Origin of the sequence: Paenibacillus sp. SC116 (assembly GCF_024733555.1) — a bacterium.
Classification (GTDB): Bacteria; Bacillota; Bacilli; order Paenibacillales; family Paenibacillaceae; genus Paenibacillus_B.
In genome coordinates, this window is the sequence record NZ_JANIOF010000001.1 from 1,118,065 (window position 1) to 1,142,331 (window position 24,267).

Genomic DNA, 24,267 nt, shown 5'->3' on the forward strand with positions numbered 1-24,267 from the left:
CACCTAACCAACCTTATTTTCAGACCATATATCGAGTTGAACATGATGATCAATAAGACCTAGCTCATATGCATATTTAAAATACAACTGCAACCCTTGTTGCTGCCTTGGACCAAAATCATAGTTCAAGTTTGCAAAATAGTGACGCCAAAACTTCTCCGTACCTCCGACTCGCTGCACGGCCGTTTGAATAAGGGGATCAGTGTTGTGAATGCTCTTCTGCTTGCTTCGCTCAAAAGCTTCAACGATGCGGCCAATGTCAGAAGGGTGACTAACGAGTGCCTGCTTGCGAACAGCCCAAACAGCGAATGTCATCCAATGCCCTGTCCATTCATGCCACATCTGCCCCAAATCCAACACCTGGTAGCGACCATGCTGTTCATTGGCCCAATAAGCTCGAATCGCATGATCACCTATCAGTAATGCCGCATCGGCATTTTCCATCATCCGATCAAGTTGGGGATCCATCGAAATATAGCTCGGTTGAGCGCCATAGCGCTTCTCAGCTATTATTTTGAACAGATTAATGGAGGTAGCAGAAGACGTAGTCAAGGCAATCGTACCTTGCAGCGCTTCTATCAATGGCTTATTCAAAAATAGCAAAATGGAATTGACCGCCCCATAGGCACTAACCGACAAATCAGGAAATAACACATAGTCTTCACTGGATATGCCATACGCAAACGCTGAAATAGGCCCCATATCGATACTGCCTTCCATCATCGCCTTATTCAAGGTCGAAGGAATAGCAGGGACTAGCTCAACAGGTGACAACGTTTGTTCCGGCTTAAAGTGATAGAAAATGGGCCAAACGTTCGTATAATCAATTTGGCCGATTCGTATCGTGCTCATCTGCGGATTCAACGGAATGCTCATTCGGCTCTCCCCACCTTGTAAACAGTTGATGTTCAATATCCAAGCTGTCCAATACCTTTCCAACAAGGAAGTTTACGATGTCATCCAATGTCTGTGGACGATAATAAAAGGCCGGCATCGCAGGAACTATCTTCACACCTAAGCGGGACAGCTTGAGCATATTTTCAAGGTGTATGGCATGCATTGGCGTTTCACGAGGAACTAAGACAAGAGGTCTTCCTTCCTTAATCATGACATCAGCTGCACGTGCCATCAAGTTATCAGATGTGCCATGAGCAATGGCAGACAACGTTCCCATCGAGCAAGGCATAATGATCATGCCTTTAACGCGGAACGATCCACTCGCAATGCTTGCTCCTATATCTTGGATAGGATGATATTGAATACGTTCAGCAGCATCACCGAACGCTTCCTTGATTGCTTCCTGCCTTTTGGTCACTTGCCAGTCCAGCTCTTCTTTAAGGACACGCCAGCCTGCATCAGAAATGAGTAAATGAACGAAGTGACCAGCAGTTAGCAAAGATTGAACTAGACGCACACCATATATAGCTCCACTTGCTCCTGTAATGCCTACGATCCAACGTTCAGGACTACTCATGAGCGCAGCACCACCAAGTCAAGCAAACTAAACACGAATACGACGACACTGAGCACACCATTCATGGTGAAAAATGCAGTATTCAAGCGTGTCAAATCATTCGGCTTTACGATAAGGTGCTCATAAATCATCAAGCCTGCAGCAATTAATGTTCCGATAAGGTACAGCCAGCTCAGCTCAGTCATAAACGTTAACGATATAAACCCAACTGCTGTTACAATATGAAAACCGCGGGCTATCATAAGTGATTTTGCAATACCAAATCGAACAGGAATGGAATGCAAGCCTTCCTTCTTATCGAATTCATAGTCTTGACATGCATACACAATATCAAACCCTGCCGTCCAAAAAGCAACTGTCAAGAAAAAGACCATTGCGGTCCAATCGACGACATTCGTTACCGCAACCCATCCACCAAGCGGTGCAAGTGCAATTGTGAACCCGAGAATAACATGACAAAGCCAAGTAAAGCGCTTCGTAAACGAATAAAATACGAGCATAAACACAGCAATAGGTAATAATACAAAGGATAATGGCTGTAACTGATAAGCTGCCCATATTAATAATCCAAACGAAACGATGGTAAACACGATTACTTCACCAAACTTTAACAATCCGGCTGGAATCGCTCGCTTAGCTGTGCGAGGATTTTTTGCATCATACGCTGCATCAATGACACGATTCAATGCCATAGCAGCACTGCGCGCGCCAATCATAGCAACTAAAACCCAACCAATCTCTGTCCAGCTCGGCATTCTGCTTTGTAAGGTCATTGCGCCTAGAATAGAACCCATAAACGCGAATGGCAACGCAAAAAGCGTATGCTCGAACTTGATCATTTCCAAAATTATTTTTATTTTATTAAACATGTTCGTTCCCCTTCGTCCCCATATGAAGCGCAGCTACACCCATAAAGAATGGCTTCACTTCAACTCGCTCTAATCCCGCTTCCTCAAACATACGGGCCAATTGTACATGGTCAGGGAATGAAGCCTGCGATTCTGACAGCCACTGGTATTGTTCATGTCGCTTTGCAACCAATTTGCCTACCATTGGCATTAACTTCTGGAAGTAAAAATTATAAACGCCTTTAAAAGGCTGTTTTAAAGGCTTCGAAGTCTCTAAGCAAACGACTTTTCCACCGGGTTTGACGACTCGACGCATCTCACGAATAACCTGCATGTAGTCAGGCACATTCCTCAAGCCGAATCCAATCGTCACATAATCAAACGTGTTATCCTCAAACGGAAGCTCCATCGCATTACCTTGTACAAGTGTTATTTGCTTGTCCAATCCTAGCTTGTCCACTTTGGTCTTTCCGTGAGCTAACATATTCGCACTGAAATCCAAACCGTAAACAGCACCTGTTTCCGTTGCTTGTGCAAGCTGGATCGTCCAGTCACAAGTGCCGCAGCATAAATCGAGAGCTGTTTGACCACGTTGAACGTTCATTTTCTTCATCGTGAACGTTCTCCATGCTTTGTGGCGACGGAAGCTTATAATATCGTTCATCACATCATATTTCGGTGCAATATTTTCAAATACCGCGTGTACATGTTGTTCTTTAGCTTTGCCTTCCCTTGGCGAATGTGTCTTCACGTCACGTCACCTAGTCCTTTCATCGCCTATTTTATAACTGATTCGTCACTTAACGGCGTTGAGCTGCAGCTTGTACGCAAACACAAACCTATATCGCAAGTTCAGAAACAATTGATTCTACAAAAGAAGACTGCGTATCGCTCACGTTTGTACCTAATATGGTTGACAACCGCTCTTCAACAGACTTCATTCTCTCTTGCAAGATCACTTCTGGCTTGCATTGGCTCAGCAATTCGTCCCACTCTTGCTGCATGATTGCTTCATGTTGCCAACGACTGTGCTGGGAGGATGAGGCATGTTCCATAACTAACCAGTACGTCCAACTATGAGAATCCACAGTATGCTGCTTCACAATCTCTAACTCATCTTGAATTACTTCTCGTTCACTAATTAGATCAAGCAGTTGCTCGTATAATTCTACATCAGTACGATTGAGCCATTCATTAAAAGCGTGGAACAAACACTGTTTTATTTTCACAGCGTGCTCATAATAGCGGCTGTGATTCATAGAACCATCACGCACGCTAGCAGCTACGGTCATCTTCAAGCGATTAACTTCACAAACTGCTCTGCTGAGCAGCTGAATCGCTTCAATTTGCCCTGCTTCGGCTAACATTTGATAAAAGCGACTGCTAAAATAGTCTCCTGCCAGCACTTTGAGCTGTCGAGAGCGCATATTTCGATCACTTGTGGAACTGGACGCATACTCAACCGTATTGTGCGTATCAATTCCAAGCTGTACAAGCAGCGTCACAGCTGCCATACGTTCCGTAATCTGCTGATGGTCTTCGTTCCGCTTCAAAAAGGCGTACAGCAAAGCTATCCGCTCATTCGCGAACGATGGCAGCTTCGTGTGCGCCTGAATCATGTCATGTGCGACATAACGCTTTACTTCTTGCGGAATAGCATATCCTTTCATCCTCGTGCCTCCGAATGCATTCATCCATTTGGATGTCGTGATCTTGATTATTATAACATATTGTCAGTAAGACGGTGATATTTTTTATAGCTTTGCCCGCACTCCAAATTGTTCAGTCCACAGTGTAGTATAACTCAATCGCATGGCTCTGATCGCTTGGACAGAAGGAGGATGTCCATTCCGGACGAACTCATTCAAAATGGATTCGGTTACTTGATTGCGAAGTGTATCCAGTGCGAGAAGGATTTGTTTTTGGCCGCGCTCTTTATTTTCAATAACTACTCTTAGTTCCAAGCGGTTAACATTGTCCGTCTCATAGAAACTGAAGTGAAGCCAACGATACAATTCTTCATAAATAATTCTTGGATGATGAATACTGGAAGCAACCCGGATGTCCAGCGAAAGTACGCCCGATTTATTCCATTGCACACGACTAATAGGTAATTGAGTAGGCAAAGTTAGCAGCGTATCTACAAGCCTATCATCCTTTATATGCGTGATGGGACTAACTGCACTCATTACTGGTGTTACTCTCAGCTCATCGCCATGCAAGCTGCGCTCTGAGGAAAGAATCCCTAGAACATAAACTACTGTAATGACGCACAATACGTGCAACATCGTTATTCGGAGTGCCTTTTGCCATCTACGCAACCTCATACACCCTTTCGCCTTTCACCAAGTCATCGCAAGATATACTCCCAGTGTCGACGGACGAACTTATGTCCATACCTCATTCTATAATGAAAAAAAGCAGGCTATGCCTGCCTTATTCGTCTTTATCCGTATGAACCGTACCGTGCTTGCTCATAATCATGGCCTTTCCGCGAATTTTAATTGCGGATGTATGATCCGTGAATTGTGCAATGAGAACCTCATTCTTATCTAATTTTTCAGTGTGATGAAATTTCGTATCTTGTCCTCTCGTCAATCCGATAACCTGTACCCCTTGTTCTTTCGCCTTAATAACAATAAAATCCGTTTGGTCCACGTTAATCCCTCCTTATTGAATAAGTGTAACACATAAAAGTAAGCCGTGACATTCGTCACGGCTGAGCAAAGACATTCCTATGTAAAAGCTTATTTGATGCCTTCCTTCAACGCTTTGCCTGGTTTGAACGCAGGAATCTTGCTAGCAGGAATCTCGATCTCTTCACCCGTTTGCGGATTACGGCCCTTACGAGCGGAACGCTCACGAACCTCGAAGTTACCGAAGCCTACCAACTGAACCTTATCGCCCTCTTGCAGAGCAGTAGAAATCGCTTCGAATACTGCGTCTACAACTTTTGTTACATCTTTCTTCGAAAGTTCAGTTGACTCAACGACTTCCGTAATCAATTCGGACTTGTTCATGTATGCTCACCTCCCGATTCAAGTATGTGGTTATCCATTGTTTACACTAGTTCCTATAAAAATATACATGAGTATATCCTATACGAAGTCCCTTAGCATGTAATAGTGCATTTGGAACAAATTTATAGTAATATACCATCTGATCAATTGCAAGTAGCGATGTGACAGCAATCTTACAATTTACGATGAAGTAGAGCGTCCTCGATTGACAACATAAAACGTAATCGAAAGAGCCAACACGAGAACAGTCCCTTTAATAATATCATGTGTGTAGTATTGTAAGTTCATCATCGTCAATCCGTTGACTAACACACCTATAAGCAATGCACCAACAAAGGTTCCAAATACATTCGGCTTCCCCGCTCCAAAAACAGAGAAGCCAACAAATACCGCCGCAACCGCCTCCATCAAAAGTGGTGCGCCAGCATCAATTTCCCCTGTGCCTACTCTTGATGTGAATAAAATACCACCAATTGCAGCGCAAACCCCTGATATGACATACGCTAGTGTCCGAATCCGATTGACTCGAATGCCCGATAAACGCGCTGCCTCACGATTTCCACCAGTCATGTACAGCTGTCTGCCGAAGCGAGTATAGCGTAATAGTAAATGTGCTGCCACAATGGCCAACAGCATGAAAAGTACGGGAATAGGGATTGTAAAGCTGCCAATATAGAACTCTCCTTGACCAATCGTCTGGAATGAAGTTGAAATGACTCCTGGCGCTTTGGAACCGTCAGGAAATAGCATATGGTCATTAATAGAGTAACCTTTCGTATAAGTCTTGTGAATACCTGCAATAATGTACATTACCGCTAACGTCGCTAATAGATCGGGAATACGAAATTTAATAATAAATAATGCGTTCAGCAAGCCTACTAATGCACCAATTAAGAGCGGCACTCCGATTACGACGATCATCGGCATCTCATACCAAACCATCATCGATGCAGTTACGACGGTCGTAAGCGAAACCGTGGATCCTACTGACAAATCAAATCCATCCACAATAAGCGAAAAAGTAACCCCCAACGCAATAAAGGTGACGATTGAAATGGACGCCATAATATCCCCAATATTAGATGCCGTCAAAAAATTATCCAGCCGCAGCGAAAAATAAACAAACACGCCAATGACTACAAAAATCGCTCCATAGCGGAATAAAAAGTGCAACAGTTTATGTTTGATACCTGCTTCCATACTTATAGCTCCCCTTCTTTGCCGGCGCTAGCGTAGAACAAGAGCTGTTCTTGGGTAGCGGCTTCTCGATCAAATTCTTGAACAATCTTACCGTCACACATCACAAGAATACGATCTGCAATCCCTATCGCCTCTGCAAATTCGCAAGTAAAGTACAGAATGGCATGTCCCTGCTTCGCTAATCCACCAATAATTTGGAATATATCCTCTTTGGCACCGACATCAACACCTTTAGTAGGCTCATCAAATACGTATACTTCCGCGCGGGATTTCAACCATTTTCCGATTGCTATCTTTTGTTGATTACCACCACTCAAATATTGAACCAGTGTCTGTACAGATGCTGTTTTAATTCGAAGTTTTTCGACTATTTCTGCAGCAATTAGACGCTCTTTTTTACCGTTGATCCACCCGCTCCAGCTAGATAGTCGGTTTAATACAGGAAGACTTAAATTGGTTTCCACCGATTCATGCACAATAAGCCCTTGTTTGCGTCGCTCTTCGGGTACGAGTACAATTCCTCTGGCGATTGCATCTGCAGGCTCCTTAAATCGAACGGATTGTCCTTTGATAGAAATGGAACCCTGTTCAGTCTGGTCTACCCCTGTCAGCAATCTTGTTGTCTCTGTCTTCCCCGCACCAACGATACCAACCACAGCCACTATCTCACCTTTACGGACCGCAAGATCAACACCACGAACTCTATTACCAGACACGAGATTTTTCGCTTCCAGCACGACTTCTCCTATCGGTACAACTTCCTTCGCCACCTGCTCTGCAAGCGAGCGTCCAAGCATATGACCGACAACATCCTGAATTGATAACCTCGCAACATGATCCGTATGAACCCTTACCCCATCCCTCATAACAGTAATGCGATCGCAAATGGCAAATACCTCAGGCAAACGATGGGATATAAAAATGACGACCAGCCCTTGTTCTTTCATTAGCTGCATAACAGCAAATAGACGTGCAGCCTCTTCCTGACTAAGTGGTGCTGTAGGTTCATCAAATATAACCACTTTGGCCTGCTCCACAAGTGTCCTTGCAATGAGAACCATCTGCTTCTCTGCCAATGAAAGCTCTGATACAAGCTTCGTTAGCGGCAGCTCGACCCCGAGCTTAGCACATGCAACAGCCGCCTGCCGATGCTGTTGTGCAGGACTGACCCACCACGAAGCTGTGTCTTTCGCCATTTGATCCAGCGTAATATTTTCTGCGACTGTTAATTGTGGGATAAGGGCTGTATCCACTTCTTGATAGACACAGTAAATTCCCACACTGCGTGCGTCTTTCGGCTCCTCAATTTGCAGTTTCATGCCATGGAGCTCGATCTGGCCTGCATCAGAAGGATAGGCGCCAGAGAGCACATTCATAAGCGTACTCTTGCCAGCCCCATTTGCCCCCAATAATGCATGGATCTCACCACTGTAAGCTTCAAAATCAACCTGCTTTAGTGTCGGTATCCCATTAAAACTCTTTTTTATGCCCACCATGCGTAATAAGGAGCGAGGGATGTCCCTATCGCACTCGCTGCTTAGCTCCTTATATGCAACAGTGGGAGAAGATTCTGTTGCGCATTGTGTTGATAGCGTCATATAAGCCCCACCTTTGCTGTATGTTGGAACTTATTTGTATGTGTACGATTTCATCCATTCTTTCTCACCTTGCTTGCTGCCACTCCACCCTTGTACATACTGTCCAAGTTCATTAGTTGATACCTGCTTGTCTTTTGGCAAATCATCACGCTTTACAAATATCGGTTCAAGGACAACACGATCTTCGGTTTGTTCACCGTACAACTTTTGATATAAATAGCGAACTTGTACGCGGCCAATGTCTTTCGGATCAACAGCTGCCGTGGCAATCCAAGCGCTAGTAGGATCTTGAAGCATTTGCAAATCCTCATCACTCATATCAATGCCATACACTTTGATTTCATCACGTCCTGCTTGCTTGATCGCTCGTGAAGCACCTTTAGCAAATTCATCCCAGGCAGCCCAAACTGCCGTAATGTCACCCTTATTAGGATACTGCTTCAAGATAGCCTCCATCTTAGCCTGCGTATCCAGTGCTGTACTACTGGATGCGGCACCAAATGCGGCAATTTCTTTAATGTCCGGATACTTTTTTTGGAAAGCTGCATACGCCGTCTGACGGCGTTCCATTGGAGCAAAGCCAGCTACCCAGATCTTTACGATGTTTCCTTTTCCACCCGCATCTTCTGCCAACTGCTCCAATGTCAACTCAGCCATTTTCTCATCCCCTTGTTCGAGGACCGTTACACCTGGAATATCTAATAGGGCATCGAAGGCAACAACAGGAATATTATTTTCCTGTGCCTTTTTAATCCCTTTTGTCAATGCTTCTGGTGTGCCGTGATCCGTTAAAATGCCATCAAACTTTTGATTCACAGCCATATTTACGTAGGTAGCCATTTTAGACTTGTCTCGTTCAGCAACAAAAGTTGTAAGCTCCCCACCGAATCGCTCAACTTCTTCCTTAACGCCTTCAGCATATTGCTGCGAGAATGTCCCTGTATTTAATTCCATAACGAGCGCAATACGCTTGCCTTTAAGGTCTTTATCATTATCAGCTTTCTTTTCTTCTTGATTATTTGCTGATGTAGTTGTTTGTGTCGTTCCAGCTTCACTGCCGCCTGTCGTCTGCCCTGCTGACTTAATCCCACATGCAGATAAAATGATAGAGAAACATAGAATTACAGTGAGCATTCCCCACTTACGTCCTCGTTCCAACGCTTTTCCCATCTCAACATCCCCTTTTGTATAATTAGCGTGCTTATAACCAACATTTACCGCACAACTATTAGACAATAATATATACGCTATTCCCTAGTATGTAAATCGGTTTTAAGGTATTTCGTTATTTTTCATTCATAATCGCATAAAAAAAGGGTGCTTACCCTCTAAACGGTAAGCAACCCTTGAGTTATAATTATATTGTTTCGCCTGCTTGTTGTGCCGCCTCCAATAGCGTATCGAACAAATCGTCATCTGCTTCCAATCGTTCATCCAACTTCAACATCTCTTCTTCTCCACCACTATCTGAAGTATAATGAAGACTATAATCCCAATCTTTTCCCCTTTTGCTATACAACGTCAACTCATACGGGTGCTGGTAGCCTTCAAGCTTGAAAACAACCGTTCCAAGGTATGCACCTTCCTCATCTGTTTTCATCTTCGCTGACACAATATGTACTTCATTTTGCATACTCATCACAAATCCCTCACTCTTCTTATCCTACTCCCCACAATTAGGGACTTACTATGAGTATACCATTTTCTTATTTAAACTTCATGAAAGCCACTTGACAGATACAGGAATTCCCATTAAGTTAATTATCATGGTTATCGAAAAAGATATTAGATCAATAACGAATAGAGGTGACACTATGATCAATCACTTTAAATCCAGTATTTTAAACTCAAAAAAACGTGTGCTTCCCATCACTGCTCTTAGCACACTATTTAGCCACAAGAAATCAACACAAACAGAATCTGTGCGATTTGAGCATTTGACAGTCGCAAGAACTACCATCACATTATACTCTAATCTGAAATGATATTCGGCATTTATCGAAAGTCAGATACGAACCTAATATGGAATACATCTTCACGTAAAAAGTCAGTACGAATAAACACTTGACCGCTCCATGGAATGCCATTATATTGTAATGTGTATCAATATTCGATAATTATCTAAAAGGAGATTCGAACTTGGTGAATAACCACACATCGTTCCCATTAAATACAAGCAGCTCCATTACCGTTGAACTATTGGCAGCAATGTTTCGACTCGCAAATCATGACCAATTGGTTCCGCAGCATCCATCCATGCAACTACACCAAGATAATCAACTCAACCAATATATTCACGAAGCACAGCAAAAGCTTCCAAAGGAGACTTTGGAACAAATTCAATTGTTTTTCCATCAAGATAATGCCTGTGGCGTATCTGTACTGCCTACTATTATTCAAAACAACATGTCCATTGAAAGTCTTTTACAATGGATAGAGCAATTGCCGTCCAACGAGCTCTTCCTTCATTTCTTGAACTACAGCTTAGATCCGGAAATCTCTACCGTTTCCGAACTCACTAAGAGCAATATACTAGAACGGTTAGAACAAACGTCATTACCAGAAAAAGAACGTTGGAAAATGCTCTATTTCTATGCAGATCCTGAACGCATGAAGATCAAATATCTAGAACTGCTAAACGGTTTCTATGAGCATGTTTTCAAGTTCTGGGAAGATGAGCTTACTGCACGATTAGATCAAAGTTTGCTGCAGCTTAATAAACTTATTCAAGAGAACGGTGTTAAGCAGCTGAACAAGGCTTTAAGAACAGAAATCGTCCATGTCACAATGAACGATCTTCCGATTCATGTACTTCCCTCTTATTTTATGAACACAGCAGCATTCATGTATGATAGCGATGAAGGATTTATATGCTTGCTAGGCATCAATCGACTGGACATGATAAGCAAACACGATATCATTCATCAGCAAATTGGTGACTCTCTAAAGGTACTGGCAGATGAGAAGCGGATTCATATTATTCAACTATTGAACCGCGCACCGCGGTATGGACATGAACTTGCTAAAGAACTAAGCCTTACTAACTCTACAATTTCTCATCATCTCAACGCATTAACGACGACAGGAATTGTAAAAGCTATCCGCCAGGAAAATAAAGTGTATTACCATGCAGATAAAGAACGTATCGCAGAAGTGCTTCAGCATTTAACGCAGCTGCTAACCGAATAACACAGCTTCAGCGCTGTGTTATTCTTTCGAATTTATATTCGATATTAATCGAAAGTTATATTTTATAACGATATAAACCTTCCTACTAGCAATCGGATTAGCAGGAATGACCATTATTCCAAGTGTTATTATCACCGTCGCAGCAACTGTTATCTTTTTTACTGGCATCGTATCATACAACATAACAACCGCATCACTAATACAAACACATGTTGAAATAGACTATCAAGGACGAGTGAGTACGTTCATTCAATTGGCTTGGATGGGACCTATGCTGCTTATGTCACTTATAATCGGTCAACTGTATCCAGCAGTGTCAATCAACTACTTGTTTATAGGAACAGGATGTCTCGTATTCCTGCCTGCGATTGCAGTGGCTTATCGTATCGCTAAATTGCAAGCCGACTCTCGTCCACTCTCGATGGCCATGGAGCAAAACAAGCTGGCACAATCTTGATGAGAAAACTTCTATCGAAGTCCGTTGAGACAAGCGAACACATGAAAAAATTGTTTTTGTCATAAACAAACACCCCCTTCTTTTATGGAGGCTCTCGAATGAGCTATCTTCCATATGAAGGGGGTTACTTATTTAGAACATGAATCGTTAACGAGGTTATAATATGATAGCTATCAAACCACCAGATCCTTCGTTAATTATGCGACCGAGCGTCTCCTGCAGCTTGTAACGCGCATTATCCGGCATCATAGCAATCTTGCCTTGAATGCCTTCACGCACAATCGAATGAAGCGAACGGCCAAATATGTCGGACTCCCAAATCTTCGTAGGATCATTCTCGAAGTCCTGCATTAGATAACGCATAAGTTCCTCACTCTGTCTCTCCGTACCAATAATCGGAGCAAACTCTGATTCCACATCGACACGTATCATATGTATCGACGGAGCAGTTGCCTTCAATCGAACACCAAAGCGAGAGCCTTGACGGATGAGTTCAGGCTCATCAAGAGCCATTTCAGCGAGAGTAGGCGCCGCAATACCATAGCCTGTTGTCTTCACCATTTCTAACGCCTCTTCGAAGCGATCAAATTCTTTCTTCGCATGAGCAAACTGCTGCATGAGTTGAAGCAAATGATCTTTGCCGCGAATTTCGACGCCGACCACTTCCATTAGAATTTGATCGTACAGCTCATCTGGAGCATACAAATCGATCTCAGCAACACCTTGCCCCATATCCATGCCACTCAATCCGGCACGTGCGATAAAGTCGTATTCGGTGAACTGTTGAACGATGCGATCTACATCGCGTAAGCGGCGAATATCTTTCACCGTATCACGGACTGAACTCTCATAGCTGGAACGAAGCCAGTGCTGCTCATTCAGTACCATTACCCAGCTAGGCAAGTTCACATTTACTTCATGCACAGGGAACTCGTACAGTACTTCGCGCAATACGCCAATAACATCATCTTCACCCATCGTAGCAGCACTAAGCGCCAACACAGGTATATCGTACTTCGCATGCAATTCATTACGAAGCGCCTGCGTTTCTTCACTACGCGGTTTCGTCGAGTTGATAATCAGCACAAATGGCTTGCCGACTTCCTTCAACTCATTAATGACGCGTTCTTCTGACTCCACATAGGAGTGACGTGGTATTTCTGCGATCGTTCCATCTGTTGTCACTACTACACCCAACGTTGAGTGTTCCTGTATCACCTTACGAGTTCCTATTTCCGCCGCTTCCTGGAACGGAATCGGGTCTTCAAACCACGGCGTATTAATCATACGCGGACCACTTTCATCCTCGTATCCTTTTGCACCTTCCACTGCATAACCTACACAGTCTACCAACCTTATATTCACTTCTAGACCATCTGTAACTTTAATCTGAACCGCATTGTTCGGAACGAACTTAGGCTCTGTTGTCATAATCGTCTTACCAGCCGCACTTTGTGGAAGTTCATCCACTGCACGAATGCGATCGGATTCGTTCGTAATATTCGGCAGCACGACCGTTTCCATGAAACGTTTTATAAATGTTGATTTACCCGTGCGGACCGCACCAACGACCCCGAGGTAAATATCCCCGCCGGTACGCTCGGCAATGTCCTTAAAAATGTCTACTTTCTCCAATTGATATCCCCTCCTCAAATAATTCCCGACGGACATGAAGGCAGCGTCCGCCTTCCGCCCTTCAGAAACAATTAGCACCGTTGCTGGAATTGAGCTATTGCCGTTGTCGCCAGTGTTCGCCGCCCGGTTCATATGCAGCAATGAGCAAGCGATGCAACCTGTACATGCTTTGGACTAGTAACATCATATGATAGAACGCCATAAATATGACGATCAGCCACACTTTTTTTACTATCGCTGCTCACAATGTTAGTAAATAACTATGAGGGGCTCTTCAGCAGAGCGACGCCTTCCTACACAGGTATATGCTTTTTGTTCAAATATATGACAACCATTATGTATTTCTGTATGAGAAAACGTATAAATTAAAAAAGCAAGTGCAGCCTCTTAGCTGCACTTGCTTCTATTTGCTATAGGATTGACTAGACTTCACTCATGAGCCAACGCTTTTCTTGGGCCAAGGTGCGTTGTCTCTCCATTCATAAACAGGAGATTTTACAGGCACAAACAAACCTTCCGTTACGAGCAACTCCTGAATATCATCTGTTTGGTCAGCAGGTTTCTTGCCCGATTTCTCAACAGCCTTCATGATGTCTGGAGCATAATCAGCATACACATTTCCTTGCTCATCCATAATAAAAGTGAGGGTATCACCACTGTAGGGACTCCTAACATCGACAGGGCGAGCACCTATCTTCTCTAGTGATATTTCGAAAAATCCAGGATATAATTGTTCTTTGCTTGGCAGTTGCCCTGCATTCTTCTCTCGATACATCGTAACGGCTCGCTGCAGATCATTTACCCTTTGAGCTGTAGGAAGATGCATTAGACGAACCGTAGGTTTTTTCTCTTCGTTAACGATTAGGTAAACCCCAGTCCCACCGCTCTCAAATGCATTCGCAGGAATTGTACCGAGCACTTCATTGGCCAGCAAAACTTCAAAATTGATCTTGAATTTCTCGTATCTCGGCACAGATTGGTCAGCAGTAACAATGGGAAGTAATGAATTTTGTTTCTGATATTCGTCAACTGCATTCTGAACGAGCAAAATTCCATCTTTAGCAGAAGCTTGATTCTCTTTCCGAAGCTCATTCGGGTACATACATCCTTGCAAGAGCAAACATACAACGAGAATGATGCTGACTACGAATTTAGTACGACTCAATCCGCCTCTCCTCCCCCGCCTACCATAGACGGTCTTCCTCTTGTTGCTCCAACAGTCGTTTACGAACTGCCGCCTTTAAAGGATCTTCTGGTACATGAACGATCACTTTACCATTTGAAGAGCCAGATCCAATAATACGAGCCTGACAGGCTAATCGCTCTCCACAAGTTGAGAAAAAACCCATCTTGCGCTGTTCCGCCTCAGTGGGGGATTGAATTAGCCCCTCATCAGCTTCTATTGTTACTTTGCATTGCAAACAGCCTGCTTTGCCTTCACAACGAGTCCGAATGGAAACACGTGCTTTGCGCGCAGCCTCCAACACACTCATTCCTTGCTTCATTTCAATATGTTTGCCATCAGGTTCAAACTGAATGCTAACGCTCATGCAGCACCTCCTTTATGTGGATGCTGGGAGAGTTGTTCCAACAACACATTGTAGAATTACTCACTTAATCATTGCTGTGTACGTTAACTTCATACGCTTCTAGGCATAATTCAGGTAATACACGTTGAATGTTTATATATGCGCTAGAGGATGGCTGACATCTAGATAATACATATGACAAAACCTCTTCATGCTGCTGGGGATTGCATCGGATTGCCGCTGCAATTGCATCTACACGCTCTATTCTTCCCCTTAGCATATTAAAAAGCAGTTCATGTATGAGTGGTGTCAATCTAATGGATTGTGCTCCAACTATCGCAGGTGGCGCATACTGCCACAAACCCGTGCTAACTTCCATCTGGTAGCTGCACCATTCATTCCTTACATTGAATTGTCCAACAAGCTCTACAGAACAACGATATATCTCATAATGACTTAGCAACGAGCGGTACATTTCTGTCTCATTCCAAGCCGCGTCATCCGTAGATTTGCTCCGCCATAATTGATGCAGCAGCTCTGCATCGCCTTGATCGGCGAATACATCAATATCATTTGGCGGAGCCAGTAGCTCCACTCCTTGTAACAATAGGCTGCAACTGCCACCTATTATCCATTTCGATGATTCATGCGATTGACTTGCAAGCCACTCAATCGCATGAGCCATCGTTTCTGTCATTTGTTGATGCATAGTAAACCCCGTCACAATTTCATTAGTAATATGGTGCAAACTTCGCTGTTATTGTCGTATTAGCTTCTAACACTTTAGCCTGACATGCTAATCGGTAACCTACTCGCAGCTCATCTTCGTCCATTCGATCCCACTCAGCATCTGTTATTTCGTTCAATTGGAGATGCCCTTCCTCAACCAGACAGCGGCACTGTGCACACGTTCCTCGTTCACATCTATATTGCCAGTCCAATTGAAGTTCAATTGCTGACTGCAGCAACGTTTTGCCTACAATGATATCGGCTTGTCCTTCTTTTGTTCGACCCCTTAATTTAAGTTCTCCCATATGTACTGAGCCCCTATACAATTGAAATAAAGCTGTATAACATTCCAAGCAAGAGTATGACAAATGCGACTAACGTTAATATTGCCTTAATCCATCCACGAGTCTTGGATCGGGCAAACACAACGAGGATTGCTGATAAAGCCATGAGACCAATTCCGATAAAAGAAACCCACATCTTCGTTAAACCATCCATGCCAACGTCTCCCATTCTTCCAAACTGAACCTATTATAACATCCGTCATAAAGAAACAAAAGACGACATATTGGTTGAATTAACCAACATGTCGTCTTTACGATTAGCTGCAGCCTATTTCTTCATCATCAGTTTCATCAGTGACTCTAGACTGCCTCCATTTATCCCGCTCTTTTTCACGGTAGTTACAATCTCATTCACCGTTGACTCCGTAACGGGCACATTCGCCATCATAGCGACCTGCTTAATGAGCTGTCGAAGCTGAGCCTCACTCTGCATCGTTTCTGAAGTTACAGTACTCGCCACGTTTTTGATCTGATTTTCTGAGATAGGTTTGCTAATCTTCTTATTAATTGCTTGGAGTGCATCTTTAGGAACTTTCCCCTTCGACATGTCACTTGTCCCTCCTCAACTGAACTCTTCATAGTGTATGAAAGAGCAAGCACGAAGGTGAGGCTCGTTACCATGTCCAATTGAAATCATGTCCATTTAGAACGAGATATCTTCAATCTCATTTTTCCGGACACGGCCCATTAACTTCTCTACAGCTGTCTTAGGGTCAAGTTGTTCGAACAGAACTCGATATAACTGCTCTGTGATTGGCATTTGTACATCGTGCTTCTCAGCCAATATATAAGCAGCCTTCGTTGTACGAATACCTTCCACAACCATGCCCATCTGCTCAAGGACTTCATCAATAGGCATTCCTTGACCAATCATGGAGCCAGCACGCCAATTCCGACTATGTTGACTTGTACAAGTCACAACTAAGTCACCAACACCTGCTAAGCCAGCAAACGTTAATGGATTGGCCCCCATAGCTGTTCCTAGGCGAACAATTTCAGCTAGTCCACGCGTAATGAGCGCTGCTTTGCCATTATCACCGAATTTAAGACCATCTGAGAGCCCCGCACCCAATGCTATAATGTTCTTTAGCGCACCAGCCAGTTCTACACCAACTATATCTGAGTTCGTATAGACACGGAAATAAGAATCATTCATAAATAAATCTTGTGCCATCGCAGCCGTTTCCAGTGACGCTGAAGCGATAACGACTGTTGTTGGGCATTGACTAATTACTTCTTCCGCGTGGCTTGGACCAGATAACACAGCAATGCGTTCTTCACCACATTGAAGTTCGTCATTAAGCACCTCGGACATTCTTGCAAGTGTTTCCGTTTCAAATCCCTTAACGGCATGTACGATGAACATATCCTGCTGCCAATGCTGCTTCATTTGTGCTGCTACACCGCGCAATGCTGCCGATGGGGCCACAATTACACATGCATATGCGCCATTCATCGCATCCTCGATGGAAGTTGTTGCCCGGATAGCAGAACTCAAGATTGCATTTGGCAAATACTTTTGATTCGTGTGCCGTTCATTCATTTCAACAGCTTGCTGTTCGCTGCGCGTCCAGACGACTACTTCATGTTGATTGTCAGCCAATACTTGGCATAACGCTGTTCCCCAACTCCCAGCTACAAATACAGCAACCTTTTTAACGGACACGTGCTTCTCCTCCCTTATTGGCCCCGAGACGATTCTCTGTGCCCTTCATCAGCTTCACAATATTATTGCGATGAGCGAAGAAAGCAAAGAGACAAAGTAACACGCTGCCTAAGAAGATACTACTGTCGTATTGATATAACCAAATAAACACTGGTGTCAAAAATGCAAATACTAGCGAACCAAGGGATACGTACTTTTTCCATACGATGGTCAATATCGCGAGCACAGACGCTGATAGTGCTGCCCAAAATGCCAACACGGCGAGAACCCCAATCGTAGTAGCGATTCCCTTCCCACCACGAAAACGGAAAAAGATCGGCCAGTTGTGGCCGGCAATAGCTGCGATTCCACAAACTACAGCTACCCATGAGTCATCCGATACAAGGTAGCCCAACAAAACAGCAGCAATACCTTTTAATGCATCGAGCAGTAATACGCAGATAGCAGGACCTTTCCCTAATACACGCAACGTATTGGTCGCACCAGCGTTGCCGCTGCCATGGTGCCGAATATCAATACCACGAAGCCATTTGGCAAACAGCACGCTGAAACTAACTGAGCCAATCAAATAGCTGCCGATTATAGAAAGTATGGGTAACGTCAACTTAGATCGCTCCTAACTCTCGTCTGATTTGCGACGCGTAAACAATCGCATCGGCGTTCCTTCAAAGTCAAACGAAGCGCGAATGCGGTTTTCCAGATAACGCTCGTACGAGAAGTGCATAAGTTCTGGATCGTTGACAAAAATTACCATCGTAGGTGGTTTAACCGCTACTTGAGTAGCATAGTTGATCCGCAGACGACGACCTTTGTCAGTCGGCGGCGGGTTGTAAGCAACCGCATCTGAAATAACGTCATTAAGCAAGTGAGTCGGGATACGTCTAGCATGCTGTTGCGCTACATGTTGAATAACTGGCAGCAGTTTATGTAAGCGCTGCTTCGTTTTCGCTGACAAGAATACGATTGGAGCGTAAGTCATAAACAAGAACTGATCTCGAACGTTCTGCTCAGTCTGGTTCATCGTCTTGTCATCTTTATCAACTACATCCCATTTGTTCACAACGAATAACGCTGCTTTACCAGCTTCATGAGCATAGCCTGCAATATGCTTATCCTGTTCAATGATTCCTTCTTCACCATTAATAACGACCAATACAACATCTGCCCGCTCTATGGCTTTAAGGGAACGCATTACACTGTACTTTTCCGTTGTTTCATACACTTTACCACGCTTACGCATACCTGCTGTATCAATAATGACATATTTCTGACCGTCTTTTTCGAACGGTGTATCAATCGCATCACGCGTAGTACCAGCAACTTCACTTACGATAACTCGATCTTCACCTAGTATAGCGTTAACTAACGAAGACTTACCAACATTCGGACGGCCGATTAATGCTACTTTAATGACATCATCTTCATACTCATCTTCAGTCAAATCAGGCAATTTTGTTACAACTTCATCCAACAAATCGCCGATTCCCATTCCGTGAGAGCCCGATATTGGCACAGGGTCACCGAATCCAAGTGAATAAAACTCATAAATATCATCCATACGGCTCATGTTATCGACTTTGTTAATTGCTAAAATAACAGGTTTACCAGAACGGAAGAGGATTTGTGCCACTTCTTCATCCGACTGTGTTACACCGCTCTTAGCCTCGCACATAAATATGATAACGTCCGCTTCTTCAATCGCCAGTTCTGCTTGAACACGAATGGAACGAAGAATATGATCGACACCGTCAATCTCGATTCCACCTGTATCAATAATGTTGAACGTCTTCCCGTTCCATTCGCCCGAGCCATAAATACGATCTCTAGTAACGCCGGGCTTGTCTTCCACAATTGCCAATCGATCGCCTATGACACGGTTAAAAATGGTCGATTTCCCGACATTCGGCCTTCCGACGATGGCAACAACGGGTTTTGCCATGCAGTTCACTCCTTCATTTACCTAAACAATATACACGTAAAACATCATATCAGAAAAATCACGGATTGGCTAACTATTCCCGACGCATGTACATGACAAATCGCTCTGCATAGAGTAAAATTAATGCGCTAAGGCGGCATACAACAAAGGTCATCCACCATTCATCAGCTGTTGATAATGTACCAAATAACATACCGAGTGTTGCTTTATCACGTGCTTGCACTAACCATTCCTTACATAGTAGAACACCTGTCACAACGATAAATGAACTGCTCGCAGACGAATACATAATCCCTACAACTACTCCAACAACTACACTTATCAACAACGGAGTAAAAGAATTGACCCACGTGTCTCCAGCTTCACGTAATAGCTCAACGATCATCCATAATGCGGCAATGATCGCTATCTGTCCACAAAGCACGATGCAGTCTGAAAAATTCATGCCTTCTCGCCATAGCTGCACGAACATGGCTATTGCAACGAGGCAAATAAGCAGCCATCCTAAGTCCCAAATTGTTTCACCTACTCTAAGTTGTAGTCCTGTCACCCATAACCAAGTCCCAATACCGAGGATGAGCACATAACTTGACGCATGAGGCAAAATCACCTGTCTCCAACCAGTAAATACGAGGATGATGGAACAGACCGCACATAATGCTGCAACGGTCCCTGGCACTGAAGCAATCTGTAGCCCCATCTTGCATCCCTCCATTCTATGTTAGGATGGGATAAAGCAAGACAAAATAAACGGCAACCCTCATGAGGATTGCCGCTCGTTTACATCTTATTTCAAGTTATTCAACTTGTCGCCAAATCGTTCAGCCAATGTAAAGCTCATCGTTTCATTACTCAAGGAAACGTTTGGATTGTTCAGCTCTTCTTTCACCCTTTTTTCAGGTTTCTCAGTAGGAGCTGGTGCTTCTTCTGTTTCTTTGATGCTTAAGCTAACACGCTTCTCAGCAGGGTTGAAGTCTAGTACTTTAACTTGAACCTCTTGGCCTTCCTTCAATATTTCGTGCGGAGTGCCAATATGGCGATGTGAAATTTGGGAAATGTGTACCAATCCTTCTACACCCGCCGCTACTTCAACGAAAGCGCCAAATGCAACCAAACGTCTCACTACACCAGTCAATACATCACCAATCTTGATGGAGCCTCCAGCTTGTTCCCATGGACCAGCTTGAGTAGCTTTCATACTCAAGCTAATTTTGCCATTAGCCGGATCAACCTTAAGTACTTTAACTCGTACTTGCTGACCTTCTTGAACAACATCAGCAGGCTTCTCAACATGTTGCCAAGCCAATTCGGACACATGCACAAGGCCGTCAACTCCACCTACATCAACGAATGCTCCGAATTGAGTTAAACGCTGTACAGTACCTTCAAGCTCTTGGCCTTCTTTAAGACCTTCGATCACTTGCTTTTTATTTGCTTCGAACTCTTCATCAAGCACATCTTTCTGAGAAAGGATCAGCTTGTTGTTCTCGCGATCAACTTCTTTAACTCTAACACGTAAAGTACGACCTTTATAATCACTGAAATCTTCTACAAAATGGCGTTCTACCATGGAAGCTGGGATAAAGGCACGCACGCCAACATCAGCTACAATGCCACCTTTAACAACATCAGCAACCGTTACTTCGAATACTTCTTTGTTATCGAAGCGCGCTTGCAACGTTTCCCATGCAGATTCGCTATCGATAATACGTTTCGACAAAATCAAGCTTTCTTTGCCATCATTAATGCTGACAACTTTAGCTTCAACTTCTTGACCAATTGTTACAGCATCAGAAGCTTTCTCTACTGATACTGAAGATAATTCACGAACCGGAATAATACCGTCGTATTTATATCCAATACTTACATATGCTTGATTGTCATCAATCTTGACAATCGTGCCTTTGACGGTATCTCCTTTTTTCAAAGTCACGATGCTGTCCACCGTTTGTTCAGTAGCATTTTCAGTTACGGTTTCAACTTGTTTCGTTTCTTCAGACATGTCCATACCTCCTCGATTAGAACCCCATTTATAGAAAGCCGCTTGATATAGCAGCGTCCATAACGAATTGGCTTACATATAAGCTCGAAAATAATACCAATAGTATTGAACGTTGATCTACAATTCATGCATAATTTTAATGCTATTACGACTTGGAATCAACCAACGCATAAATGTGCTGCATAATTCGATCCGTCGCTTGCTCTAGCATATCGCTATCTTTAGCATCAAGCAAATCTTGCATATCAATCGGCGGACCATAAGTTACGGTTACCTTACCAAAAAGCTTATAAGAGCCTGCAATAGCAACTGGAACAACCGCTGCACCACTTTTGAGCGCAATCATGGCTGCTCCCTTCTTAGCCGCAACATCCCCTGACATGTTTCGAGTTCCTTCAGGGAATATGCCCATAACTTCGCCTGAGCGCAACACTTGGAATGCAGTCTTTATCGCATCCTTGCCTACACCGCCACGTTTGACTGGAAATGCGCCAAGTGCTGAAATAATAGAGCCAAGAACAGGTACTTTAAACAGCTCCGCCTTAGCCATAAATCGAACCTTGCGCTTTAAAGCAATGCCGATAGTAGGAGGATCAAAATTGCTTATATGATTCGCACATAGTACAACGCCACCTGTCTGTGGCACATGATGCTTCCCCTTCACTTCCAATCGGAAGAAAAAACGATAAAGAACATATAATAGATTTTTACAGAATGTATAGAACATATGCCGATCACTCACCATCCAATATGGAGTTAGCTTGCTTAACCATGCGTTGAACAATCTCATCAATGCTCATATAAGTTGTGTCCAACAACATAGCGTCGTCGGCCTGCTTTAAAGGAGAGATAGCGCGTGTAGCATCTTGATGATCACGTTCGGCAATGTCCTTTATGAGCTGTTCCATCGTAATTTGCTCTTTCCCCTGCCATTCCACATAGCGCCGGCGGGCTCTCTCTTCCACCGTAGCAGTCAAGAACCACTTCTGTTCTGCATGCGGCAGTACATGCGTACCAATGTCTCTGCCATCCATAACCGTTCCTTTACGTTCCGCGAGTTGACGCTGCATATGAACGAGTGTCTCTCGAATTAATGCAATTTGAGCAAATTTAGAGGCTTGAAGGCTTACTTCAGGTGTACGAATTAATTCCGTAACATCTTCGCCGTTTAACAATATAGATTGACGATCTTCACCAGGTAATAATTCCACCTGCAACTGGTTCATTTCCTCAGTAGCTCGCTCAGGTTCGTCTGGAGAGATACCTCTCCGATTCATATGTAACGCGACAGCTCGATACATTGCTCCTGTATCAATATAAATATAACCAAGTTCACGAGCAACATGTTGTGCAACTGTGCTCTTGCCTGCGCCTGCTGGCCCGTCGATGGCAATATTGATTCTTGCTTGAGTGGATCGTGACGATTGCTTCAACGAGTCTACCCCTTTCTACCTGATGACACTTCACTATGTTCATGAATTTCAATAAAAAAGCAGGCATTGCCTGCAGACGTAAAAATTATACCACACCTTATAAAAAGGATGCAAAAGGCCCAAAGACCGATATGAACGGTGAATTCAGCACTTGACTCGCATTACCACCAACGTAACATTTATTTATACCGGACCCCTTCAAGTCTCTCTACTAAGCTAAGCCAGTTCCGAACAAGAGGGATATGCATACTAACTTGAATAATAACCCCGAACAAACTAACGATTAAGAGTAATTTTATTAATCTTGAGCTCAAATTATCTATTCGACAAATCCATTGGCGACGAGCATTAGCCATTTCGTCTTCTTCACGTTCTTCACGTTCCTCATGTTCCTCTGATTCGAAAGGCAATAGCTCTTGCTCACTGTTCTTCATCTTGACACACCCTAACCATGGAATAAGTAGGATTAGTGTGCGGAAATACTATCAAACTTATGTATACTCATCTTATGTATGTACAGTTTCGGCAAATTACTTATGTTTACACACGACGTTGAACGAGCTGTCTTTCAAAACAAAAACGTATTACTTTCTGCTGATCAGAAGCACTTATCTGATGGAATTTAATCATAATTAACCTCTTCCCAACAGATTCATCCTCCTGCACAATACGTATCACTTCAGCTACAAAAGGAATATGTTCATATTCACCATTTCGGAAAGGAGCAACCATCCAGCAGTGTATTTGCTCTTCCACTTGTAACGTTTCAGTTTGTGTTGGTACAGTAAACGATATTCCTCCACCACTTATATCTTCGGTAATAGCCAGCAGCTTTTGTCCACTACTCGTACGAACGGCAATCTCCAATGCAGCATTTACTCTTAAAAAGGAGCGCTGATGGGACGAACGAATATCTTCGGCAGCCGGCTTTCTGATGCCAAACATTCTGACACCAGCTTCCTTTCGTGCAACGATATTAGACATAAATTGAAACACGGCACCTTCATGTTTACTAAAGCGAATTTGTAGCACTTCCGTATTCACAAATATCCCGTACTTGCCTGTATCGTGATTTAGCGGAATTTCGATCCATATGTGCGAATCATCCAAATCCAGCACACGCGCCTTATAATCCCCTGGATGATTAGCAGAATCGGTTTGAATGATTAAAGTATCATTAATAGTCGGAAACATAATTGGACTC

At 43.5% G+C, this 24,267-nt stretch carries 30 protein-coding genes; 2 read left to right on the forward strand and 28 right to left on the reverse strand.

Annotation, left to right across the window (positions count from 1 at the left end; all coding sequences use genetic code 11):
• Positions 1-3: 3 nt before the first annotated feature.
• The 12 genes from NQ117_RS04600 to NQ117_RS04655 form a co-directional block, all read right to left on the reverse strand.
• Complete coding sequence (locus tag NQ117_RS04600) at positions 4-876, reverse strand: menaquinone biosynthetic enzyme MqnA/MqnD family protein (RefSeq protein WP_258276813.1); 873 nt, start codon at positions 874-876, stop codon at positions 4-6.
• Positions 824-1,474 carry a UbiX family flavin prenyltransferase gene (locus NQ117_RS04605; RefSeq protein ID WP_258276814.1) on the reverse strand — a complete coding sequence of 217 codons (651 nt, stop codon included), beginning with the start codon at positions 1,472-1,474 and terminating at the stop codon, positions 824-826. The genes NQ117_RS04600 and NQ117_RS04605 overlap by 53 nt, the downstream gene beginning before the upstream one ends.
• Positions 1,471-2,343, reverse strand: a complete 873-nt coding sequence (locus NQ117_RS04610) for a UbiA-like polyprenyltransferase (protein WP_258276815.1) — start codon at positions 2,341-2,343, stop codon at positions 1,471-1,473. The genes NQ117_RS04605 and NQ117_RS04610 overlap by 4 nt, the downstream gene beginning before the upstream one ends.
• The gene (locus NQ117_RS04615) at positions 2,336-3,073 is read right to left on the reverse strand and encodes a demethylmenaquinone methyltransferase (protein ID WP_258276816.1); all 738 of its coding nucleotides are present in this window, start codon (positions 3,071-3,073) and stop codon (positions 2,336-2,338) included. Before NQ117_RS04615 ends, NQ117_RS04610 begins: the two co-directional genes overlap by 8 nt.
• A gap of 88 nt (positions 3,074-3,161) precedes the next feature.
• Positions 3,162-3,992 (reverse strand): heptaprenyl diphosphate synthase component 1, encoded by an 831-nt coding sequence (locus tag NQ117_RS04620; protein WP_258276817.1) that lies wholly within the window; start codon positions 3,990-3,992, stop codon positions 3,162-3,164.
• Positions 3,993-4,076: 84 nt separating this feature from the next.
• Positions 4,077-4,643 carry a hypothetical protein gene (locus tag NQ117_RS04625; RefSeq protein ID WP_258276818.1) on the reverse strand — a complete coding sequence of 189 codons (567 nt, stop codon included), beginning with the start codon at positions 4,641-4,643 and terminating at the stop codon, positions 4,077-4,079.
• 115 nt (positions 4,644-4,758) lie between these two features.
• Positions 4,759-4,980, reverse strand: coding sequence for a trp RNA-binding attenuation protein MtrB (mtrB, locus tag NQ117_RS04630; protein WP_375163019.1), 222 nt, complete (start codon positions 4,978-4,980; stop codon positions 4,759-4,761).
• Positions 4,981-5,069: 89 nt separating this feature from the next.
• Positions 5,070-5,342: an HU family DNA-binding protein gene (locus tag NQ117_RS04635; RefSeq protein WP_144988771.1), complete on the reverse strand. Its 273-nt coding sequence runs from the start codon at positions 5,340-5,342 to the stop codon at positions 5,070-5,072.
• A gap of 180 nt (positions 5,343-5,522) precedes the next feature.
• Positions 5,523-6,530, reverse strand: coding sequence for an ABC transporter permease (locus NQ117_RS04640; protein ID WP_258278170.1), 1,008 nt, complete (start codon positions 6,528-6,530; stop codon positions 5,523-5,525).
• 14 nt (positions 6,531-6,544) lie between these two features.
• Positions 6,545-8,038 carry a sugar ABC transporter ATP-binding protein gene (locus NQ117_RS04645; RefSeq protein WP_258278171.1) on the reverse strand — a complete coding sequence of 498 codons (1,494 nt, stop codon included), beginning with the start codon at positions 8,036-8,038 and terminating at the stop codon, positions 6,545-6,547.
• Between the two features lie 132 nt (positions 8,039-8,170).
• The gene (locus NQ117_RS04650) at positions 8,171-9,310 is read right to left on the reverse strand and encodes a sugar ABC transporter substrate-binding protein (protein ID WP_258276819.1); all 1,140 of its coding nucleotides are present in this window, start codon (positions 9,308-9,310) and stop codon (positions 8,171-8,173) included.
• Positions 9,311-9,497: 187 nt separating this feature from the next.
• On the reverse strand, positions 9,498-9,779 hold the full coding sequence (locus NQ117_RS04655) for a hypothetical protein (RefSeq protein WP_258276820.1): 282 nt from the start codon (positions 9,777-9,779) through the stop codon (positions 9,498-9,500).
• A 503-nt stretch (positions 9,780-10,282) separates the two neighbouring features.
• Here NQ117_RS04655 and NQ117_RS04660 point away from each other — a divergent pair.
• Both NQ117_RS04660 and NQ117_RS04665 read left to right on the forward strand, forming a co-directional pair.
• Entirely contained in the window at positions 10,283-11,329 is a 1,047-nt protein-coding gene (locus NQ117_RS04660; RefSeq protein ID WP_258276821.1) for an ArsR/SmtB family transcription factor, read from the forward strand.
• Positions 11,330-11,435: 106 nt separating this feature from the next.
• Positions 11,436-11,786 carry an MFS transporter gene (locus NQ117_RS04665; RefSeq protein WP_258276822.1) on the forward strand — a complete coding sequence of 117 codons (351 nt, stop codon included), beginning with the start codon at positions 11,436-11,438 and terminating at the stop codon, positions 11,784-11,786.
• A 156-nt stretch (positions 11,787-11,942) separates the two neighbouring features.
• On the opposite strand, the gene spoIVA is transcribed toward NQ117_RS04665, so the two are convergent.
• The 16 genes from spoIVA to NQ117_RS04745 form a co-directional block, all read right to left on the reverse strand.
• Positions 11,943-13,421: a stage IV sporulation protein A gene (spoIVA, locus tag NQ117_RS04670; RefSeq protein WP_258276823.1), complete on the reverse strand. Its 1,479-nt coding sequence runs from the start codon at positions 13,419-13,421 to the stop codon at positions 11,943-11,945.
• Between the two features lie 433 nt (positions 13,422-13,854).
• Entirely contained in the window at positions 13,855-14,586 is a 732-nt protein-coding gene (locus NQ117_RS04675; protein WP_258276824.1) for a hypothetical protein, read from the reverse strand.
• A gap of 19 nt (positions 14,587-14,605) precedes the next feature.
• Positions 14,606-14,971, reverse strand: coding sequence for a 2Fe-2S iron-sulfur cluster-binding protein (locus NQ117_RS04680; protein WP_258276825.1), 366 nt, complete (start codon positions 14,969-14,971; stop codon positions 14,606-14,608).
• 64 nt (positions 14,972-15,035) lie between these two features.
• The gene (locus tag NQ117_RS04685; protein WP_258276826.1) at positions 15,036-15,659 is read right to left on the reverse strand and encodes a nucleotidyltransferase family protein; all 624 of its coding nucleotides are present in this window, start codon (positions 15,657-15,659) and stop codon (positions 15,036-15,038) included.
• A gap of 22 nt (positions 15,660-15,681) precedes the next feature.
• Positions 15,682-15,984, reverse strand: coding sequence for a 2Fe-2S iron-sulfur cluster-binding protein (locus NQ117_RS04690; protein ID WP_258276827.1), 303 nt, complete (start codon positions 15,982-15,984; stop codon positions 15,682-15,684).
• Between the two features lie 13 nt (positions 15,985-15,997).
• Positions 15,998-16,177: a DUF2768 family protein gene (locus tag NQ117_RS04695; RefSeq protein ID WP_258276828.1), complete on the reverse strand. Its 180-nt coding sequence runs from the start codon at positions 16,175-16,177 to the stop codon at positions 15,998-16,000.
• Positions 16,178-16,291: 114 nt separating this feature from the next.
• Positions 16,292-16,570 (reverse strand): stage VI sporulation protein F, encoded by a 279-nt coding sequence (locus tag NQ117_RS04700; RefSeq protein ID WP_258276829.1) that lies wholly within the window; start codon positions 16,568-16,570, stop codon positions 16,292-16,294.
• Positions 16,571-16,666: 96 nt separating this feature from the next.
• Positions 16,667-17,689, reverse strand: a complete 1,023-nt coding sequence (locus NQ117_RS04705) for an NAD(P)H-dependent glycerol-3-phosphate dehydrogenase (protein ID WP_258276830.1) — start codon at positions 17,687-17,689, stop codon at positions 16,667-16,669.
• Positions 17,679-18,293: a glycerol-3-phosphate 1-O-acyltransferase PlsY gene (gene plsY, locus NQ117_RS04710; protein ID WP_258276831.1), complete on the reverse strand. Its 615-nt coding sequence runs from the start codon at positions 18,291-18,293 to the stop codon at positions 17,679-17,681. Before plsY ends, NQ117_RS04705 begins: the two co-directional genes overlap by 11 nt.
• A gap of 12 nt (positions 18,294-18,305) precedes the next feature.
• Positions 18,306-19,628 (reverse strand): ribosome biogenesis GTPase Der, encoded by a 1,323-nt coding sequence (der, locus tag NQ117_RS04715; protein WP_258276832.1) that lies wholly within the window; start codon positions 19,626-19,628, stop codon positions 18,306-18,308.
• Positions 19,629-19,701: 73 nt separating this feature from the next.
• Complete coding sequence (locus NQ117_RS04720; protein WP_258276833.1) at positions 19,702-20,328, reverse strand: hypothetical protein; 627 nt, start codon at positions 20,326-20,328, stop codon at positions 19,702-19,704.
• A gap of 87 nt (positions 20,329-20,415) precedes the next feature.
• On the reverse strand, positions 20,416-21,630 hold the full coding sequence (gene rpsA, locus NQ117_RS04725; RefSeq protein ID WP_258276834.1) for a 30S ribosomal protein S1: 1,215 nt from the start codon (positions 21,628-21,630) through the stop codon (positions 20,416-20,418).
• Between the two features lie 145 nt (positions 21,631-21,775).
• Positions 21,776-22,357, reverse strand: coding sequence for a lysophospholipid acyltransferase family protein (locus NQ117_RS04730; RefSeq protein ID WP_258276835.1), 582 nt, complete (start codon positions 22,355-22,357; stop codon positions 21,776-21,778).
• Between the two features lie 7 nt (positions 22,358-22,364).
• Complete coding sequence (gene cmk / locus NQ117_RS04735; RefSeq protein WP_258276836.1) at positions 22,365-23,063, reverse strand: (d)CMP kinase; 699 nt, start codon at positions 23,061-23,063, stop codon at positions 22,365-22,367.
• Between the two features lie 179 nt (positions 23,064-23,242).
• Positions 23,243-23,497: a hypothetical protein gene (locus NQ117_RS04740; protein WP_258276837.1), complete on the reverse strand. Its 255-nt coding sequence runs from the start codon at positions 23,495-23,497 to the stop codon at positions 23,243-23,245.
• Between the two features lie 106 nt (positions 23,498-23,603).
• A complete protein-coding gene (locus NQ117_RS04745; RefSeq protein ID WP_258276838.1) occupies positions 23,604-24,257 on the reverse strand; it encodes a flagellar brake protein in 654 nt (217 codons plus the stop codon).
• Between the last annotated feature and the right edge of the window lie 10 nt (positions 24,258-24,267).